Here is a 19,315-nt window from a genome sequence, read left to right as displayed (position 1 = left end):
TGCATTTGTCATTTGGCTCCGCTCCATTTGTCGATAAGTGTTACGTATATATTTCGACAAATAGTAGCTGTAACCTTTTAATTCAACTTATATATCACAAAATAGAAAACAATCATATTTTCACCTTTGTAATCTTGCTCTTACATTTATGAATACATACATACGCACTTTATTCAGGTTATACTAATTTCAGAGGTGATGTTCTATGCACAAGGAAGGAGTTACATTAACAAATGAGTATTGGCAAGCAATTATTCATAATGATTCTTCCTATGATAGCAAATTCTTTTATGCTGTGAAATCAACTGGAATCTTTTGCAGACCATCATGCAAATCAAGAATACCGAATAGAAACAATGTACGAATTTTTCATCATGCAGAGCAAGCATTAAGTAAAAACTTTCGCCCGTGCAAACGTTGTAAGCCAAACGGGATCACTTTACCTAATGAAGAGTGGGTAGAACAAATTAAAGACTATATCGAAAAGCATTATGACGAATCCTTAACTCTCGACATGCTTGCGGAAATGTGTCACGGTAGCCCTTTTCATTTACAGCGTACTTTCAAAAGAATAATAGGGCTAACTCCTATAGAATATATACAACAATTCAGGGTTCTTAAAGCAACCGAATACCTTTTACACACAAATCAATCTATTAAAGAAATTAGTACTGCTGTCGGGATAGAAAACCCAGAGTATTTCGCAACTTTATTTAAAAAGAAAACCGGATTTACTCCTACTGAATATCGAAAAAAGAACGAAATGAAAGAGGGATACGATAATGAATTCCTACAAAAATAATTATATATATTGGACGCTACTTACACATAAAAATTGGCGATTTCATATTGCTGCAACTGAAAATGGACTATGTTTCATTGGATCACAAGACGAAAACTTTGAAGAATTAAATATATGGGCTAGAAAAAAACTGCCCCAACATATATTGACCCATAGTCCAGATTACTTGCAAATATATACGAAAGAAGTTATCGAGTATTTAGAAAACAAGCGAGGAACTTTCACATTTCCTATCGATGCTTATGGAACTAATTTTCAATTATCTGTTTGGAATACGGTACGTGAAATTCCTTACGGGAAGACATATTCTTATACAGAAATTGCTGAAAGAATTCAAAAACCTAAAGCTGTGCGCGCCGTTGCTTCTGCTATTGCTGCTAACCCTCTTCTTATTACAATTCCTTGTCATCGCGTTATTGGGAGGAACGGGAAACTAACCGGATTTAGGGGCGGATTAGAAATGAAGAAAAAATTGCTTACATTAGAAAAGTTGCAGGTGGAATTCATATGACAGCAGAATATAATAGCGTATTATCTGTAGCAGTTCCGAAAGAATTTTGTTTTCAAGAAAATTTACGCTATCTATCACGTTCGAACAATGAATGTATGTTCCATATTGAAGATAACAAAATTTATAAAGTTATCCCTGTTCAAGATGTAAATCCTTTAGTTGAAATTAGTGTGAATACAGATGGAAATATTCAAATACGTTGTTTAGAAGAACCATATACATCTGAAAAATCGATACGTGAAGCTGTAGTTAACTATGTAAAAGAATGGTTTGATTTAACTACTGATTTAGCCCCATTTTATACATTAGCTAAACATGATTTACTCCTTCAAGGACCAATTGAACAATATTATGGCCTTCGTACTTTAGGCATTCCAGACTTATTTGAGGCACTTTCCTGGGGAATTATCGGTCAACAAATTAACCTAACATATGCTTATACGCTAAAAAGGAGATTAGTTGAGCAATTTGGAAGTTATGTAGAATGGGACGGTAGAAAACATTGGATATTCCCATCACCTGAAACAATTGCAAATCTACATGTAGAAAATCTTCAACAATTAAAAATGACGACTAGAAAATGTGAATATTTAATCGGTATTGCGAAGCTTATTACAGAGAGAAAATTATCAAAAGAGGATTTACTGCAAACACAAGATGTAAAGGTTGCTGAGAAACAATTAACTGCTATCCATGGTATAGGACCATGGACTGCCAACTATGTTTTAATGCGTTGTTTAAGATTTCCTTCGGCTTTTCCAATTGATGATGTTGGTCTGCATAATGCAATTAAATTTATAACAGGTTCCGAAAATAAACCGACTAAAAATGAAATAAAAGATTTCGCGGCAAACTGGGCTAATTGGGAGTCTTATGCGACTTTTTATTTGTGGCGAGTACTATATTAAAAGAACCAAGTAGCACATTCGTACTACTTGGTTCTTTTTTAAGCTTGCTCCTCAAAACGTCTTGCAATTTCCACAATAACTTGAACAGCTTTTTCCATAGTATCTACCGAAACATACTCAAATTTACCGTGATAGTTTTCACCACCAGTGAAAATATTCGGCGTCGGTAATCCCATATATGATAATTGTGATCCATCTGTGCCTCCGCGAATCGGATGAATATTTGGTTCAATGTCTAAACTTTTCATTGCTTCATATGCAATATCAACAATTTCTCTTACCGGTTCAATTTTTTCAAGCATGTTATAGTATTGATCATTCATTTCTAAAACGACTGCATCTTCGCCATATTTTTCTTGCATAGTCTTCACAATATTTTTAACGTTATTTTTACGTGCCTCAAAATTTTCACGATCAAAGTCTCGAATAATATAATACGCTTTACTTTGCTCAACATCACCATTTAAAGAAAGTAAATGATAGAATCCTTCATAGCCTTCTGTATATTCTGGCGCCTCTTCTACTGGTAAATACCCATTAAACTCCATAGCAAGTTTAGTAGCATTGCGCATTTTATTTTTCGCTGTTCCAGGATGTGTATTCGTTCCGTTAAACGTTAACTTAGCACCTGCAGCATTAAAACTTTCATACTCTAAACCACCTAATGGACCTCCATCCATCGTATAAGCGAATGATGCACCAAACGCTTCTACATCAAAATGCGCTGGCCCACGACCAATTTCTTCATCCGGTGTAAATGCTACTCTTATTTTCCCGTGCTTAATTTGCGGATTATGTATTAAATGGTTCATTGCAACCATAATTTCTGTAAGACCAGCTTTATCATCTGCTCCTAGAAGTGTTGTACCATCAGTTGTAATAATGGTATGTCCTTTATATGATGGTAATTCCGGGAACTGCTCTGGTGTTAACACAACATTTAGCTCTTCATTTAACGTAATTGCATTACCATCAAAATTTTCATGAATTTGTGGTTTGACGTTTTTCCCTGTAAAGTCTGTTGCCGTATCTAAATGGGCTAAAAATCCGATTACAGGAACATCCTTGTCCGTATTAGCTGGAAGTGTTGCCATTACATAGCCATTATCATCCATCGTTACTTCTGTTAACCCAATCTCTTTTAGCTCTTCCACTAATAACTTACCAAACTCAATTTGTCCTGGTGTTGTTGGTACTGTATGACTTTCTTCATTCGATTGCGTATCAATTTTTACATATCTCGTAAATCTTTCAATAAGTTCTTGCTTCAAGTTCATTCACTCCCTTTTATGTTTCTCTCTCCATTATAATCCTTAAAACGAAATATTTTAACTTTTTTGACTGTGAAGATGTATATTTCATTTACATTGTTAACATTTTTAAACGAATGATAAAAAGACATAATATTTGTACATTAAAACCGTAACAGGTAACATACATAATTATAAAATATGGGAGGTTGTAAAGATGAGGCTAACTCTCTTTCGCTATTTTCTTTTTTTCTTAGGATTAATTTTCTTTGGCCTTGGAAACGCTCTTGCAGTCAAAGTTAAATTTCTCGGCTTGCACCCTTGGGAAGTTTTAAATATGGCTCTCTACCAAAAGTTTGGATGGACCATCGGTACGTGGAGTGTCATATGTGGGTTATGTCTCGTTCTAATATCTTTACTAGTAGATCGAAAATATATAAATGTGGGGACATTTTTGAATGCACTACTTATCGGTCCCATTATGGACTTTTTCTTACAATCAAACATGCTTCCAGACGCTAGTAATTATTTATGGATAAACTTACTCATTTTATTTTCTGGTATTGCCATTACAGGTATCGGGGGAGGTATGTACGTTGCGGCTGGGATTGGCGCTGGACCCCGTGATGGATTCATGCTTACTATTTCAGACAAAACAGGACTTTCTATTAGCCGTGCTAGAATCATAGTAGAATGTATTGTACTAGTTATTGGATTTATGCTAGGAGGTCCTGTTTTCATCGTAACTTTTCTGTACACCTTTATTCAAAGTCCAATCTTTCAGCAATCATTTAAGATGTTTCAAACACTTTTACATACTTTACATGGCAAAAAGAAAATTAGCGAACATATTTAAAGTACAGCTTAATACAAATAAATCCACCCTATTTACGACTCTCATCGCAAATAGGGTGTTTCTGTTTTTATCTCGCAATTTAAGAATATATACTACTCATTTACAATAAAAGTATATACATCATCACAAATACAGCCATTTACTTTAATCACATACTTCCCAGGTTTATTAAAACTAATTGTGTATTTATTTAACTGAATTGCTTCTTTATCTCCAGAAAGAATATCAATGCTTCTGCCACTTAATACATACAATTCATTTAGATTCATCGTTACATCAATTGTATTGAAATTTTCTACTTTCACTTGCTGTGCTTCCGCAACGCTTACACTTGGTTCTAAAAACAGTAGTCCACTTAATCCAATCGTCCCCGCTAAAGCAACTCCCGCAAACTTTTTAATCTGTTTCATTACAATGACCTCCTTATAGATTTTGCGTAAAGGTAATGTCCTCCCTTACACCACAAAGCCTATATGTAATGAAATGAAAAGTAAACGGGGACTGTAAGACAAAATTCTACATCTTTTTCTCCTATTGAATATAAATCCAACGTTTGGAGTTTTGACACATTTAAAATTGTTTCCCTAAACCAATTTCTCCATAATTTATTCAAAGACTGAATAATTACTTATTTATTTAACATTCTAACAATAGTTGATAAAGATGCTTTCTATTCAAAAAAAGACTTTGCTATAAAAGTAACTTTTACAACAAAATCCATGCAACTAATTTTATTCAGCTTTCCATAATCTCTCTACATTCATTAATTGTTCTTCTTTAAATTCCATCTTATATATATCCGGTTTTGACGTATTCATTAAAAATTCAAAACCATATTGTTTATCAAAATAGTTCATCATTAATGTCATGACAAGCCCATGTGTACCAATTACAATTTTGCATCCTCGAAAATCCATTAAGATTTCTTTTAATACTTTCACTACTCTTCTCTGGCAATCTGCATATGACTCTCCTTCCGTTCGTGCGAAGTCCGGATTAGAGAACATCTTCTGTACAAGTGGATACACCTCCTTGTCTGATATAACCTGATCCTCACTTGAAAACATACACTCTTTAAGATTTTCATATACTACTATTTCTTTTTCATGGAAATTAGCTGACTCCTCTATCGTTAACATAGCCCGATTATAAGGACTGGAAATAAAAGTATCAATCCTCTCCGCTTTTAATATGTCAGTTACTCCACGGGCATCCATATGTCCCCTCTCAGTTAACCCGCGCATTCTTTCATTTCCTTCTAGTTTTGGTGATTCACCATGTCTAACCATATAAATATATGTGCTCATAATTTCTCCTTAAAATTTTTTATAAAGTGAAACTTTAATCAGCCCTCACTAATCGGGCTGCCCGGCAAATAGCGAGATAAGTTAATAAATCAAGTTCATTTATCCCATTTCAACACTTAGGGGTAATACTAAAATACTTTATAAACTGTGCTGATTTGTTCGTCTAATCCATTCTCCTACTAAACTCTCAAATAATTCAGGCTGCTCAATTTGCAAATTATGCCCTGCCATATCTAACACTGCTAACGTTGCCCTTGGATATTCTTCAATAATTTCTATAATATTTTGATAACCTACTGATATATCTTGTCTTCCAGTCAGTAAAAGAACGGGATTTTCATATTTTTCATGCTGAAAATCCATAGTAAGAGAGTAATTCTTTTGCAACCTTTCAATAAATTCATAATTAGCAACATCTAACCCAGGCTTAATTTCTTCTTTAAATCGCTTATATGTATATTCATTTGCTATTACAGCTAACTCACAAAATTCCTCTCTTTCTGTGGAAGTGAGCGTATTTAAAAATTCCTCATCTTGTACAATTACCTGTTTATCTGGAAGAATCCTTTTTTCTGGCTCCGCTACAACAACAGGACATACTAATAATAATCCGCTAACTCTCTCAAACATCTTTGTAAGTATACCTTTGGCTAAATAGCCTCCATATGATTCTCCTACCAATAAAAATTTTTCAGTAGAAATGATTTCCTCAATAAATGTGATAAGCACATCTACTATACGATTTGAACTATTTATCCAATTTGGAGCATTCGATTTTCCCATTCCAGGTAAATCAATATATATTCGCTTATAACCTTCATATTTCTGAAATACTGATTCCATACATTTCATCATTAACCTATGGTCAGGAGCGCAGCCATGTATGATAATGACCGGTTTACCCTCCCCCACAATTTCATAGTATATTTCTGCATCTTTAATTCGATATATCATAAAAAAACCTCCCTATTTAGTGGCAATACTATTCCACTCTGTAAGAATACACGTTCTTATTTTATATCTTTTCCTAACATTTCTACAAATATTAATTTTCAGACTAAAAATAAAAATCCCCATCATTTTATATGCAATTTTGCATCTCCACTTACAAATCACTAAAAAAACTTTACAATTCAAAGGATGACTAAATATACAATTTCTATTTAAAGTCTTGATACAGTCTATACTATCAACCGCAATATTTTTTCAACTTTAAGAATACTTATACTCTTTAACACTTTCCTTATAAACATGATTTTTATAAGGAAATCTGATACAATTCTTAAATAATATTATTATGTATAGATATAACGAACATAGTGCATAATTAAAGAAGGTGATTTCATTGAAATTAAATAAAAATTTACAATTATGTATATTAATCGGAACATTAATATGCTATTCAATCTATTTTATGTTTTTCTATCTGTTCCCTACTCATTTTTCAAATTCAGATGTACGCTTCGCTTCACTTGTCGTTGAAGCCATTACATTTGTATCACTGATTTACTCTATATATTCTAAAAAAGTCAGTTCAAATCCGTTTTGGATATGTATTACAATAGCAATTGGTAGTTTTTTATTAGGGAAAATAGTATATACATATCAAGATAGCTTCTTCGAAATTCCAATAGATCGTTTTACTATTTCTGATGTATTTTACATGTTTTTTCTATTTTTCTGTCTTATCGCTTTCTGCTATAAAATTTTAAAGGAATGCAATAAATGGGAAAAAGCGTTCTTTATTTGTGATATATGCATAGTGCTTACTTCCATATTTACATTAGAATGGTATTTATTTAATCAGCCAAATTTAAATATATTCGCTCTTTCACTAGGGGATGTTTTCCTTTCATTTTTATATCCAATTGCAGATTTATTATTTCTACTGCTAGGTGTTAGTCTCTTTTTCCGTCCAACAATTTTTAATTCCAAACGGAAAATTTATATATTTATTTTTGTATTAATAAGTTCTGCAACTTTTAACTATATTTATTTTTACTTAAATAACCACTTATCAACAGAAACAATAACATTATTACGTCTTTTATATAGAATACCTATATTACTTATTGCAATAGCTGGCTCTATTTCAGAAGATCATAATAGCCATAAAAATTATTTCATTGTAAACCCTATAATAGGAAAAAAAGCTTTAGTTGTATTTCCCTATCTTGCTGTTGCAATACTAATCGGGTTTACATTAAAAGAACAAACATCATCTTCAACTCTCATTACAGGGAATTGTATTACTTTTATTTTCGTACTCATTCGTCATTCTATCGTACGTATGCAAAACAATTCCTTAACAAAACGTTTGCAGGCATTTAATGCCCAACTAGAAGAAAAAGTTACTGTACGGACGTCTGATTTAGTTCATAAATCAGAGGCTCTTTCTCAAAAACAACAAAAGTTTAAATCATTATATGAATATCATCCTGACCCTATTTTCACCATTGATTTAAATGGAATATTCTTAAATGTAAATAAGGCTGGGAGTGTACTACTTGGGGCACCAACGGATGAGCTACTAGGTGAAACTTGTTTTTCAATCATTTTAGATGAAGATAAGCATAAGCTAGCATTGGCATTAGAAAAAGTGAAACAACAAGAATCGGCATTCTTACAACTTAGTTCTCAATATAAAGATGGCTTTACTTATTTTTTATACGTTACAATCATTCCTATTATAATAGACGGACAAATTTCAGGAAGCTATATTATGGTGAAAGATATTACTGCACTAAAAAAACAGCAAGAAGAAATAAAATATTTAGCATTCCATGACACTGTAACGAAAATTGGGAACCGTGCCTTTTTCCATAAGAAATTAAAGAGAGTTATAAAAAATGCTAAAATAACAGAAAGCGAGTTTGCATTATTATATTTAGATTTAGATCGCTTTAAAGCAATTAACGATACACTTGGACATTCGTCAGGAGATTACATATTAGAAGAAGTAGCAAAGCGATTCCAATCATGTCTTCCATCACATACTCATCTTTCAAGAATCGGTGGCGATGAATTTACAATCATAATTGAAAACTATACTGACGAAGATTACTTATTCCAATTATGTAACCAATTATTTGAATGCATGAAAAAATCATTTATCATACATGAGCATAAATTAACTTTATCACTGAGTATCGGTATCGCTATTTATCCACATTCCGGAATCGATACCGCTACACTTCTGAAAAACGCTAATGTTGCAATGTATGATGCAAAAGCAAAAGAGCTTAATTCTGTCTCTATTTATGACGATGTAATCGCTAAAAAAATTGAAAGACGATTACGATTAGAAAAAGATTTACCAAACGCACTACAAAATGAAGAATTGTTCCTTTTGTATCAACCTCAAGTTGATAGTGAATCTAATAAAATTATCGGTGCAGAAGCTTTAATTAGGTGGAATCATCCTGAATTAGGTATTATTTCTCCATACGAGTTTATTCCGATTGCAGAAGAAACACTACAAATTATTTCAATAGGAAAATGGACATTAGAGCAGGCTTGTAAGCAAATGAAACGTTGGCACGCACTCGGATATTCACATTTAAAAATAGGTGTAAATTTATCTGCTAAAGAATTTGAACAAGAGGATTTTGTAAAATCTATTTCTTCTACTTTAACAAATACAGGTTTACCAGCAAGCTCTCTTGATCTTGAATTAACAGAGCGAATTGCAATGATGGATGAGCGAGAAACATTGATAAAACTGCGTACACTAAAAAGTTTAGGGATTCACATCTCAATCGACGACTTTGGTACAGGTTATTCTTCGCTAGCCTACTTACCTTTATATCCAATTGATACGTTAAAAATCCCGAGAGAATTTATTACAATGTCTGAAACATGTGATGATGGAATGGAAATTATTAAAACGATCATCACATTAGCAAATACATTAGGAATGTCTGTCATTGCTGAAGGTGTAGAAACAAAAGAGCACGTAAATTTCCTTCAAAAAAATAAATGTCAGTTTATTCAAGGTTATTATTACAGTAAACCTATTCATATTCATGCATTTACTGAGCTATTAGAAAACGGCATTCACCGATAGTACATAACTAATTAGAATAAATAATAATGAATTTGAACAAATATAGTAAAAAGGAAAGAAGATACCTTCTTTCCTTTTGTTTTTCTATTTACATTTCTATTACTTCACCACTTCATTTATTATATCTATTATTTGATGAATTCCCTCATCATTTGTTTTCTTATATCCATTCATGTTTTGAATATATTTCTCCTTATTTGTATACAACTTATTTACTGCATGTATAAATGTATTCGTACTTACTCTGTCTTGGAGTATAACTTCAGCATATCCTTGCCGTGAAAAATATTCAGCATTTAAAACTTGATCTCCCCTACTGGAACTGTTAGTTAACGGGATAAGCAACATCGGTTTCTTCAAAAATAACAATTCAGAAATAGCAGTAGAACCCGCTCTGGAAACTACAACACTTGCCATATTTAGTATATGCGGCAACTCGTCGCCTATATATTCAAATTGCATATACCCCTCCATGCCAATAGATGGGTCTACCTTTCCTTTACCACATATATGAATAATATTAAAGTTTAATAGTATTGTATCTAAACATTCCCTTACCATATCATTTATCCACTTAGCACCTTGACTCCCACCCATAATTAATAATACTGGTTTATCTTGCTGAAATTCACAATATCTTCTTCCTCGTAATACGTTACCCTTCTCAATTTCTTCCCTTACAATTGGTCCTACATAAACCTTCTTCTCATTACTTACATTTTCTCCTGTCTGAGGAAATGTTGTGCATAGCTTTGTAGCAAAAGGTAATGCTATTTTATTGGCAAGTCCTAATGTGCTATCTGGTTCACGTATAATTATAGGCACACGATTTAACCATGCTCCTATAGCTACAGGAACTGAAACAAATCCTCCTGCTGAAAAGATAACGTCAGGCTTTGTTTTCTTAATTAATTTATAACTTTGTAAACAACCTCGTATAATTTTAAAAGGATCTTTAAAATTTTCCCAATCCCAATATCTCCTAAGCTTGCCCGTTGAAACACTATTGTATTTAACATTTTGCACTAATGATTTTTCAATTCCATTTTTTGATCCAATATACTCGACTCTCCAGCCTTTCTCTATAAATTTAGGAATTAATACAATATTAATCATAACGTGTCCAGCTGTACCGCCCCCAGTAAAAAGAATCGTTTTGCTCATAACTTATACCCACCTTTATTATTAAAAATCTAGCTTTCTCTTTACCTTTTAAATGTAAATAAACTTATTATTTTTTATATAAATCTTTAACTCCACCTCTATATCTTGTAAAAGATCGTTAATGAGTTCATAAAAATCATTTCCATACTCACTACACTCGTATTGAGCAAAGATTTGAATCACATATCTAGTTTCCGTCTCTAATGCTGACTTTATTTGATTAACCCTTTTTTCTTCTACATACGCTTGATATTTATGTATTGCCTCATAAAGATGCAATACATGCGCTTCTTCATCTCTCCAATCCAACGTATCAACAATTGAAAGAAATAGCGTATTTTGATTATCTATTATTTCATAATCATTCATATATTTCTTACACCCTTTTTTGTTTTTCATTGCATGCAGATGTCACTACACTTCGCATACTCAAGTACATCTTTTAATGATTGATGAAATTCAATTTCTGGGATCCAACCTAACCTTTTTATTTCCTCTATTGCTAAACTCTCATTTGAGTCGCTCCCATTTTTCTCTGTTTCCTCTATAAAAAAATTTAGCTGTGTTAATTCTTTATATTGTTCTAGTACATTTAATAAAGATCGTTTTACTCCTGATCCGATATTATATTGTTTTCCATTTATTCCATCTCGTAATAACACATGATACGCTTTAATCGCATCACGTACATCTAGAAAATCTCTACTATCTTTCAAACTGTTTACTTCAATAATGGATTTACTTCTACCTGATTCTATATCTAACATTTTCTTTGCGAGAATCGAACAAATGCCATTCGATTCCCCTGGACCAATTAAGTTTGAGGGCTTTGCAATGATAATATTTGAATCCATTAATCCTCCCCAAGCCTCTGCAATAATGACTTGCATCGTTTTACTTAAACTATATGGATTTGAAATTTTTATTTCGTTCATACTATCTGCTTGCAAAGCAGATCCTATAACTAATGTTCTACAATGCGAGGCTTCTTGCTTAATTGCTTCTAATAAATATAACGTTCCTATTACATTAATCTCTATATACTCAAGAGCAGCTGTCCAAGATTCTATAACCGAATTCCTTCCTGCTAAATGCAATACGTAGTCTGGCTTTATTTGTTTCATTACCTTCATTACTTCGCTCTTATTAGTTAAATTACAAGTAATACCATTTCTAATTTTTTCTCTATGTGCACGATTTTGAAACATAGGAATTACATGAAAGCCCTGCTCTAAAAAATATTGGCAAGCATGGCGTCCTGTGAAACCATTTGCACCAGTTATTAAAAGGCTCGCATTTTTTTTCATCGCAAAAACCCTCCTTTTAATAGCATTTGTTTCACCTCATGTTTTGCAAGCAAGTCTTGTTGAGAACTAAAACTCTTCACATCCACTAGCGGATAGCTAGCATAATATTCTTGAAGTCCTTCAATAGGAATAGTCGGTAGTACCACAAAATAATTTTGATCAAAACTTATACTTGTTTTACTCTCTACCTCAGATAGAAGCATTTCACTTAATTTTTCACCCGGTCTTATCCCTACCTCTTTTACCTTAACATTTTCTTTTCCTGAATATTCAATTAACAATTCTGCTAAATCTGTTATTTTACATGCCGGCATTTTCATAACAAAGATTTCCCCGCCTCTACCTTGAGATACGGCTTTAAATAACAACCCAACAGCATCTTCAACTGTTAAGAAAAATCTAGTCATATTCGCATCGGTAATCCCTACTTGTGAAGATCTTTTAATTTGTTGTTTAAAAAGCGGTACTACACTTCCACTCGTTCCTAAAACATTTCCACCACGAACACAAATGAATTTTGTTTTCTTCGTTTGTATATTCGCATGAACCATTAATTTTTCACCAATTGCTTTTGTCATCCCATACGTATTTGATGGATCAGCTGCTTTATCCGTTGAAACATATATAACTTTTTCAACTTGCATCTGTATAGAGGCTTCAATTACATTTTGCGTACCATGTATATTGGTTTTTATAGCTTCATAAGGATAATACTCACATACTGGAACATGTTTTAAAGCTGCAAGATGGAACACATAATGTACACCTTGGCAAGCATAGACTAGTTGATCTTTATCACGAATATCTCCAATAATAAATTTTAACCTATCATCATTTATAAACTGTTGCTGCATTTCAAACTGGACCGTTTCATTTCTTGAAAAAACTCTAATTTCTTTCGGTGATTTTTCTAATAGTTGTTTTATAAGTTCATGCCCCCACGAACCTGTACCACCAGTAATTAAAATTATTTTATTTAACATTCCTTTTCCTCCTACGAAACATCTCAATTTAAATAATATTTATTGAATTATTTTCAATTGATTCAAATCATAATCGTCGTTTGTTACATTTAATTGACAAAATAAAAAAACAGAAACTATTAAACTTAGTTTCTGTTTTTCATTTCACCTCACAACAGTAAGATTTTTTATACTGTTTGCATGATAAATAAATTCCTTGTAAAAAAACACCGCTCATTTATTTCTTATACTCGTAATAAAATAAATAGAATGATTCATAGCCAATAATCATGTTTAAATTTATGAAAAAGGGAGGTAACGGAATGGACCGACACAATTCATATCATACATATAACGGACCTTCCAAAGCACTGCCTCTCTCCCTATTCGATGTAAAAAATGAATTGAAACAAAAAAGCAAACTTATTCCTTCTGATACCATGTATAAATTAACGAAAGAAGAGCAACTCATCATCAACAAAATAAAAATACAAACAGAACAGCTAAATAAAAATAATGTTACAAGAACACGCGCATACTACCAATTTTACATTCAATATCCAGAAATACATTGGGCACTGCTTGGGCATATGGTATCACGTAACGGCGGTTGGAATATGACTGATTTAAAGGGCGATTTATATACGAGAATTTTATCAGAGAAAGATCAATTCATATTTTTTTCTTTTTTAGAAAGAGGGAATTGGCTTATTTTCCAAGATGTATACCCTCAATTTTTACTTTACGAACAAAGTGTAAAGAGATCACAAAAGTTATTTCACCTTCTCCCTCACCTAAATGTTTCTACATTTATGGAAACGATGTGGAACGATTTTTGGAAAACAGGCAACAAAAAAACATTAGCGATTGCAACTATTGTTAATGAACAAAACTACTTAGAAAAAAGAGTGATTCAAAATGTACAATTTAAAAAGACTGTACTAAATAGTATTGGATTTAAACTCTTTGATTTCTTTCAGTTTAATCATATCCTTTTCCCATTCTACGAAAATGATAAAAAACAAAAAGTATTACTATTTGGTGATACAATGAAACATTTCACTTCCTTACATGAACGCATATTAATTGGAAAAAGATTGTATTCATTATTATTTCGAGATACACATGTTTTATCTCAAATAATAAGCTGGGCCCAACATCATCCGCATACAGGCTCAAGGAAAGATTACTGGCCCCATTTATTTTCAAGTGTAAATGAATCTTTTTCCCGTGAGTTTTATAAGCGCCGAATAAAAAAATGCCAGTTGCGAAGTGGCGCTTATCGTATATACAGTCCTTCACTCGTCTATGCATGGCGAGATATGAAGCATGAAGAAGTTGACAGTGAAGATTGGTTTACCGATTGGCAAGTTGTAAATTACTTAGTTGATAAGGAGGAAAATATAAATGGACAAATTACAGAAGACTACTGCAAAACACTCGAAAAAATTGAACTCGCAATTCTCGCAAAGAAAAATGTCCTCCTCCGAGAAGAAGAATGAGTTTCTAGCATTAGTAGTTACAATCTTTCTCTCTTCTATTATTGGAACTTGTTTAGATGCTTTTTTTGTTCATAAACAAATATATTCCTTTCCAGCTAGACCCTTCTCATCCACATTTTTAGTTAATATAGCTTTTACATTGTTCGTACTGCCGATTTTAACAGTTATCTTTATACACATTTCAAAAAAATTATCTAAAGTTTCTAGAATTCTATTTATTATTTCGATCGGTATTTGCGCTAGCCTTTTTGAACAGATTGCTGAAAGTTTAGGTTTATTTGTACATAGTGCGAATTGGAACCATACATATTCTTTATTTGGTTATATGATTTTTTATTCTTTTATTTGGAACGTATATAATTGGATAAAAAAATAAAGAGACCATTATAGGTCCCTTCTTAAGCATACTCTTCCATTATTGCTAATGGTGCCAGTGTTTGAAGGCTTTTAGAGCGTAAACGATAGGCAACGACTTTCTTCTTATATTGCTTAATGACATCAACATGTTCCTCATAGCTATATAGAGAAAACCTAATCTCTTTATTCCCTTTCTTCGTATCAATGACTATTGGTGTCCCTTCTCCGTGCGGCGGGAAATAATGTTTATCTAAAAACAAAGCCTCATTAAATTCATGAATAACTTGTAGTTTCATTTCTCCCTCTATATTTTTTCCATCTATCGATATAGAAGTATTTTCCGCCTCAAGCTTTTGATGCAATTCAAATTTACTAATAATTGATTCTACAACAGAAGTGGGCATGCTAGAAACTAATACTTTAATAGCTCCAAAAACAAATAATGTAACTATAAACCATGTTGTCATTGTTATCATCTCCATTACATTTAAAAAATAAATTTCGTTCCATACGGTATTAGTATACTAATGAGTATTCCAGTTACAATCATCGTTACCGAACCGATAGTCGCTTCTTTCTCGCCTTCCTTCACTAAACGGCTCACACCGATAATATGTGATGCACAGCCCATTCCAACTCCTTTTCCAATCGTACTTGTTATACTGAAAAGCTTAAGTACTGTTGGTCCGATAATAGCACCTGTTATTCCTGCAACAACTACAAAACTAGAAGTCATAGATGGAATACCACCAATTTGATCCGCTAATGATAAGGCAATAGGCATCGTTGCTAACTGTGGTAAAGTAGTTAATATAAGTTCCTTATCTATATTTAAAATTCCGCCAATCACTACATTCATACCCGTTACAGCCACTATACCTATTACTACTCCAATAAGTATCGATAAAAAATTTTTCATAAGTATCTTTCGCTCTTTAAATAGAGGTATGGCTAATGCTACAATTGCAGGGCTCAATAAGCTTGAAAGAATGTCTCCTCCATTTTCCCTATACTCATGATGAGAAATACCAAAAATCAAAAATAAACAAATCATAATTGCCGTAACTGTTAACACCGGTAACGTAAATGCAAACGTAAATTTTTTATATAGCTTTGTCGCCAAGAAATAAATTGCTACAGTAATAATAATTAAGACCATTTGAATCGTGCACCTTGTCGATTTTATTTTTTTGTTGTTATTAATAATTGACTTATATACCCTGAAACAATCAAAGTTACTACAGTACTTGCAACTACTAAAAGGAATATAATACTCCCCTTACTTAAAAGAAAAGACCCGTATTCCATCAGCCCTGTTGTCGAAGGGATTAAAAATAACGGTAAAAATACGATTAACTTTTCCGCACCTAACTCAAACCATTTTAACGGTAAAATGCGAGTGGAAAGGAGCAGGAACAGCATTAACATCCCTATTAAACTTCCCGGTATTGATAGATGGAATATTTCCTGAATCCACGTACCCACTAAGCTAAATATATATAGCACGCCTACTTGAAGTAAAAGCATCACGTACTTCATTTCTTTCCCTCATTTCACTATCACACATCCATATTATGAAATTTCATTTAGCGTGTCGGCAAACCGTTTAATTCCAAGTTGAATTTGTTCTATATTCGCTCTACCAAACGTAAATCGTATATATTCATTTTTCGAACCTAAAACACTGCCCGGAACAAATGCGACACCATTCCGTATAGATTCACCTAATAAGTGATATTCATCAAACTTTCCTTTCACTTTACACCATACATGTATTCCACCCTCTGGCACGAAACATTCAACTCGGTCTCCCAATGTTCCTTCAAGCTCTGCAATTAATTCATCTCTTCTTTGCTTCAATTGTCCACGAAGTATCGTAATATGTGTATGAAAATCCTTTGATTCTAAAAATTGATTTGCTACCCACTGCGTAAATACACTATGGCCAAAATCAACTTGTTGCTTTGCATCTGCTAAACGCTCAATTACACGTGTAGGACCAATTATCCATCCAATACGTAATCCTGATGCAACAATTTTTGATAATGAACTTATATAAAGAACATTTCCATTTTGGTCCATTGATTTTAATGTCGGGTTCACTTCTCCATTAAAAGAAATTAAACTATACGGATCATCTTCTACAATTGGTATACCGAACTCAGAAGACAGTTCTAAAATTTTTTTACGTCTCGCTAATGAAAGCACAGTACCTGTTGGATTTTGATAATCTGGATTCAAAAATACCATACGAATGCGATGCTTTTTGTGCAAATCGATTAAGTCATCTGGATTCATTCCATGCTCATCAACAGGTAAATGAAATATGTTTAAACCGGCCGATTTAAACATTGGAAGCGAAAAACAATATGACGGATCTTCAATCGCAATCGCATCGCCAGGTTTTAATAAACATTGAACGATAAGATTAAGCGCCTGTTGTGCTCCAGACGTAATAAGAATAGAGCTTGAATCTGCTTCAATTTGTTTATATTGCTGAACATGTGCTGCAATTGTTTTTCTCAACATCTCATTTCCAAGTGGATGGTCATAGCCGAGATTTTCCATAAATGTTTTCTCCGCCAAAATTGTTCGAAATCTATCACTCGGAATTAATTCTGGTGACAGTTCACCACTCGCTAAATTAATTAAATCATCTTTTTGTGTTTCCGTTCGAATTTGTTGAACGAGTGGTACGTTAGGTAAGAACGATCCATCCTCCACGTACCTACCCCAGTTCGGTATTCGTTTATGTGAGACACCCCATATGTCTGTATTAACCCGTGTTCCGCTTCCCTTTTGCCGTTCTACTACTCCAAGTGATTTTAATTCTTCATACGCAGCTACTATTGTACTCCGGTTCACCTGTAATTCCTTTGCCAATATACGCTCAGAAGGTAACTTACTATCAGAAGGAAATTCACCTGAAGAAATGCCTCTTTCAATATAATCAGCAATTTGTTTATATACAGGTGTCTTATCTGCACGATTTGGTTTCCATTCCATCTAGTTTCCTCCTTTCAAAACGAACTATCCTCATTTTTTACTAACAGTATTCACCGTAAAAATAGTATTAATTAGTCACATTTTCTTATCCGTAAATGGATATATCCAAAATGGTTCTCTTTCTGATTACTCAATAGCTTCTGAAATTCCAACTTCATACTCTCATTTCCAGTTCTTTTACAAACTATCAAATCATTACCGCATACCATGTTACCCCGGCCAGTAGAACAAAAAGAAGAAGAATATAGATTGCAGATAAGTTTTTCACATTTCTTTTTGTAGACTTACCGTAATTCTCCTCCACGTTTCTTGCAACTAGTACAGTCCCAAATAGCGATACAATTACAATAATAACGACTAGTGAAATTGCAAAACTCATTGTCTTTTCACCTCTCTAAGACCTATCTATTTTAATTAAAGAACTTACATAAAAACCTTCCTCTTTAAAACGTTGATAACATACTACCTTTCTTCTCTTATCATAATAGATGTTTGCAAAAAGCGGACCAACCACTTTCGTGTTTTTTTGCTCATCCACTTAAAAAATAAAAAGCAACTGATCACTTAGGACCAGTTGCTTTTTTCACACGATAATTTTTCATTTAAAATTAATTCGATTTAAAAGTTTCGCCTTTTCATAATGAAACATCGACTGAGATAACTCAAAAATTGTTCCATTTACAAGATACACTGTATTTTCAATAAGAAGCGCCGGATCACCTTCATTTAATTCTAAAAGCTGTGCATTTTCTTTATTTACTTTTTCACAACTAATAACTTTATCAGCAAAACCAATATTTAATCGTAAATCTTCAATGAAATAACTGTATACAGAGCTTAATGCTATTTCTTCGTTCAAATATGGAATAATATCCTTTTTGAAATAACTTACTTCAATAGAGAATGGTTTAGCATCTACAATTCTTAAGCGCTTCAAAAAATACAACCTAGTTCCAGCTTCGCATTGCATCCGCTTTGCTATCTCTTCGTCCGCATCTATTACTTCCAGCTCTAACACTTTCGTTTCAATATTTTGTGAAACAAGATTTTTCGTTAATCCACGTAAACTTCCTAAATTAATGTAATCTGTTACAGAAGTTTCGCGTAAAAACATGCCACTACCTTGCACTTGAAAAATATAACCTCTATTCACAAGCTGACTAATTACTTTACGTATCGTATTACGGCTTACTTCAAATCGATTCATCAACGCTTCTTCTGTAGGTAGTTTTTTCGTTTCATTAAAAAGCCCATCTCGAATGTTTTGCTCTAACACATCTGCAATTTGTTTATACTTTGCACTCATACACTTTCTCC

At 32.9% G+C, this 19,315-nt stretch carries 21 protein-coding genes; 7 read left to right on the top strand and 14 right to left on the bottom strand.

The genetic code is table 11. The features are described 5' to 3' along the window. Nucleotides 1–205 precede the first annotated feature (205 nt). The 3 genes from ATL10_RS17105 to ATL10_RS17095 are packed head-to-tail and all read left to right on the top strand — an operon-like array spanning nucleotide 206 to nucleotide 2,221. On the top strand, nucleotides 206–802 hold the full coding sequence (locus tag ATL10_RS17105) for a bifunctional transcriptional activator/DNA repair enzyme AdaA (RefSeq protein ID WP_090977240.1): 597 nt from the start codon (nucleotides 206–208) through the stop codon (nucleotides 800–802). After that, a complete protein-coding gene (locus ATL10_RS17100; protein WP_065222996.1) occupies nucleotides 783–1,313 on the top strand; it encodes a methylated-DNA--[protein]-cysteine S-methyltransferase in 531 nt (176 codons plus the stop codon). The genes ATL10_RS17105 and ATL10_RS17100 overlap by 20 nt, the downstream gene beginning before the upstream one ends. Continuing rightward, entirely contained in the window at nucleotides 1,310–2,221 is a 912-nt protein-coding gene (locus ATL10_RS17095; RefSeq protein ID WP_065222995.1) for a DNA-3-methyladenine glycosylase 2, read from the top strand. The genes ATL10_RS17100 and ATL10_RS17095 overlap by 4 nt, the downstream gene beginning before the upstream one ends. A 38-nt stretch (nucleotides 2,222–2,259) precedes the next feature. On the opposite strand, the gene pepT is transcribed toward ATL10_RS17095, so the two are convergent. Then, on the bottom strand, nucleotides 2,260–3,492 hold the full coding sequence (gene pepT, locus ATL10_RS17090) for a peptidase T (RefSeq protein WP_000807014.1): 1,233 nt from the start codon (nucleotides 3,490–3,492) through the stop codon (nucleotides 2,260–2,262). A gap of 196 nt (nucleotides 3,493–3,688) precedes the next feature. Here pepT and ATL10_RS17085 point away from each other — a divergent pair, with 196 nt between their 5' ends. Then, nucleotides 3,689–4,327, top strand: coding sequence for a YczE/YyaS/YitT family protein (locus tag ATL10_RS17085; RefSeq protein ID WP_001241256.1), 639 nt, complete (start codon nucleotides 3,689–3,691; stop codon nucleotides 4,325–4,327). 92 nt (nucleotides 4,328–4,419) lie between these two features. Here the strand turns inward: ATL10_RS17085 and ATL10_RS17080 are convergent, their stop codons facing one another. The 3 genes from ATL10_RS17080 to ATL10_RS17070 all read right to left on the bottom strand — a co-directional run bounded on the left by ATL10_RS17080 (nucleotide 4,420) and on the right by ATL10_RS17070 (nucleotide 6,588). Further along, the gene (locus ATL10_RS17080; protein ID WP_110497178.1) at nucleotides 4,420–4,737 is read right to left on the bottom strand and encodes a hypothetical protein; all 318 of its coding nucleotides are present in this window, start codon (nucleotides 4,735–4,737) and stop codon (nucleotides 4,420–4,422) included. A 321-nt stretch (nucleotides 4,738–5,058) separates the two neighbouring features. Continuing rightward, on the bottom strand, nucleotides 5,059–5,634 hold the full coding sequence (locus tag ATL10_RS17075; protein ID WP_046392964.1) for a histidine phosphatase family protein: 576 nt from the start codon (nucleotides 5,632–5,634) through the stop codon (nucleotides 5,059–5,061). A gap of 138 nt (nucleotides 5,635–5,772) precedes the next feature. Further along, a complete protein-coding gene (locus tag ATL10_RS17070; protein ID WP_046392965.1) occupies nucleotides 5,773–6,588 on the bottom strand; it encodes an alpha/beta fold hydrolase in 816 nt (271 codons plus the stop codon). A 391-nt stretch (nucleotides 6,589–6,979) separates the two neighbouring features. Here ATL10_RS17070 and ATL10_RS17065 point away from each other — a divergent pair, with 391 nt between their 5' ends. Next, complete coding sequence (locus ATL10_RS17065) at nucleotides 6,980–9,700, top strand: putative bifunctional diguanylate cyclase/phosphodiesterase (RefSeq protein WP_044307328.1); 2,721 nt, start codon at nucleotides 6,980–6,982, stop codon at nucleotides 9,698–9,700. 99 nt (nucleotides 9,701–9,799) lie between these two features. Here the strand turns inward: ATL10_RS17065 and ATL10_RS17060 are convergent, their stop codons facing one another. The 4 genes from ATL10_RS17060 to ATL10_RS17045 are packed head-to-tail and all read right to left on the bottom strand — an operon-like array spanning nucleotide 9,800 to nucleotide 13,154. After that, entirely contained in the window at nucleotides 9,800–10,864 is a 1,065-nt protein-coding gene (locus tag ATL10_RS17060) for an undecaprenyldiphospho-muramoylpentapeptide beta-N-acetylglucosaminyltransferase (protein ID WP_053563777.1), read from the bottom strand. Nucleotides 10,865–10,912: 48 nt separating this feature from the next. Then, nucleotides 10,913–11,263 (bottom strand): DUF6572 domain-containing protein, encoded by a 351-nt coding sequence (locus ATL10_RS17055; protein WP_071713492.1) that lies wholly within the window; start codon nucleotides 11,261–11,263, stop codon nucleotides 10,913–10,915. After that, complete coding sequence (locus tag ATL10_RS17050; protein ID WP_088025022.1) at nucleotides 11,260–12,171, bottom strand: SDR family oxidoreductase; 912 nt, start codon at nucleotides 12,169–12,171, stop codon at nucleotides 11,260–11,262. The genes ATL10_RS17055 and ATL10_RS17050 overlap by 4 nt, the downstream gene beginning before the upstream one ends. After that, a complete protein-coding gene (locus tag ATL10_RS17045; RefSeq protein WP_090977238.1) occupies nucleotides 12,168–13,154 on the bottom strand; it encodes a UDP-N-acetylglucosamine 4,6-dehydratase family protein in 987 nt (328 codons plus the stop codon). Before ATL10_RS17045 ends, ATL10_RS17050 begins: the two co-directional genes overlap by 4 nt. 302 nt (nucleotides 13,155–13,456) lie before the next feature. Between ATL10_RS17045 and ATL10_RS17040 the strand changes: the two genes are divergently transcribed. Then, a complete protein-coding gene (locus tag ATL10_RS17040) occupies nucleotides 13,457–14,635 on the top strand; it encodes a DUF2515 domain-containing protein (protein ID WP_090977236.1) in 1,179 nt (392 codons plus the stop codon). Beyond that, nucleotides 14,610–15,011 (top strand): CBO0543 family protein, encoded by a 402-nt coding sequence (locus ATL10_RS31905; protein ID WP_015406501.1) that lies wholly within the window; start codon nucleotides 14,610–14,612, stop codon nucleotides 15,009–15,011. Before ATL10_RS17040 ends, ATL10_RS31905 begins: the two co-directional genes overlap by 26 nt. Before the next feature lie 22 nt (nucleotides 15,012–15,033). Here the strand turns inward: ATL10_RS31905 and ATL10_RS17030 are convergent, their stop codons facing one another. From ATL10_RS17030 to ATL10_RS17005, 6 genes are all read right to left on the bottom strand, one after another. Beyond that, on the bottom strand, nucleotides 15,034–15,459 hold the full coding sequence (locus ATL10_RS17030) for a YfmQ family protein (protein ID WP_000214633.1): 426 nt from the start codon (nucleotides 15,457–15,459) through the stop codon (nucleotides 15,034–15,036). A gap of 20 nt (nucleotides 15,460–15,479) precedes the next feature. Continuing rightward, nucleotides 15,480–16,151 (bottom strand): LrgB family protein, encoded by a 672-nt coding sequence (locus ATL10_RS17025; protein ID WP_074625419.1) that lies wholly within the window; start codon nucleotides 16,149–16,151, stop codon nucleotides 15,480–15,482. A 23-nt stretch (nucleotides 16,152–16,174) separates the two neighbouring features. Then, on the bottom strand, nucleotides 16,175–16,531 hold the full coding sequence (locus tag ATL10_RS17020) for a CidA/LrgA family holin-like protein (RefSeq protein WP_000878380.1): 357 nt from the start codon (nucleotides 16,529–16,531) through the stop codon (nucleotides 16,175–16,177). A 33-nt stretch (nucleotides 16,532–16,564) separates the two neighbouring features. Continuing rightward, a complete protein-coding gene (gene pdxR / locus ATL10_RS17015; RefSeq protein ID WP_000454956.1) occupies nucleotides 16,565–17,998 on the bottom strand; it encodes a MocR-like pyridoxine biosynthesis transcription factor PdxR in 1,434 nt (477 codons plus the stop codon). Nucleotides 17,999–18,185: 187 nt separating this feature from the next. Continuing rightward, nucleotides 18,186–18,377 carry a hypothetical protein gene (locus ATL10_RS17010; RefSeq protein ID WP_000006458.1) on the bottom strand — a complete coding sequence of 64 codons (192 nt, stop codon included), beginning with the start codon at nucleotides 18,375–18,377 and terminating at the stop codon, nucleotides 18,186–18,188. A 219-nt stretch (nucleotides 18,378–18,596) separates the two neighbouring features. Continuing rightward, a complete protein-coding gene (locus tag ATL10_RS17005) occupies nucleotides 18,597–19,304 on the bottom strand; it encodes a GntR family transcriptional regulator (protein ID WP_001274912.1) in 708 nt (235 codons plus the stop codon). Nucleotides 19,305–19,315 lie beyond the last annotated feature (11 nt).

The organism is Bacillus sp. 196mf, from assembly GCF_003217275.1.
In the GTDB taxonomy this organism is placed as follows: domain Bacteria; phylum Bacillota; class Bacilli; order Bacillales; family Bacillaceae_G; genus Bacillus_A; species Bacillus_A thuringiensis_S.
Note: the sequence above shows the minus strand (reverse complement) of the source record. Positions and strands in the feature narration are given on the sequence as shown.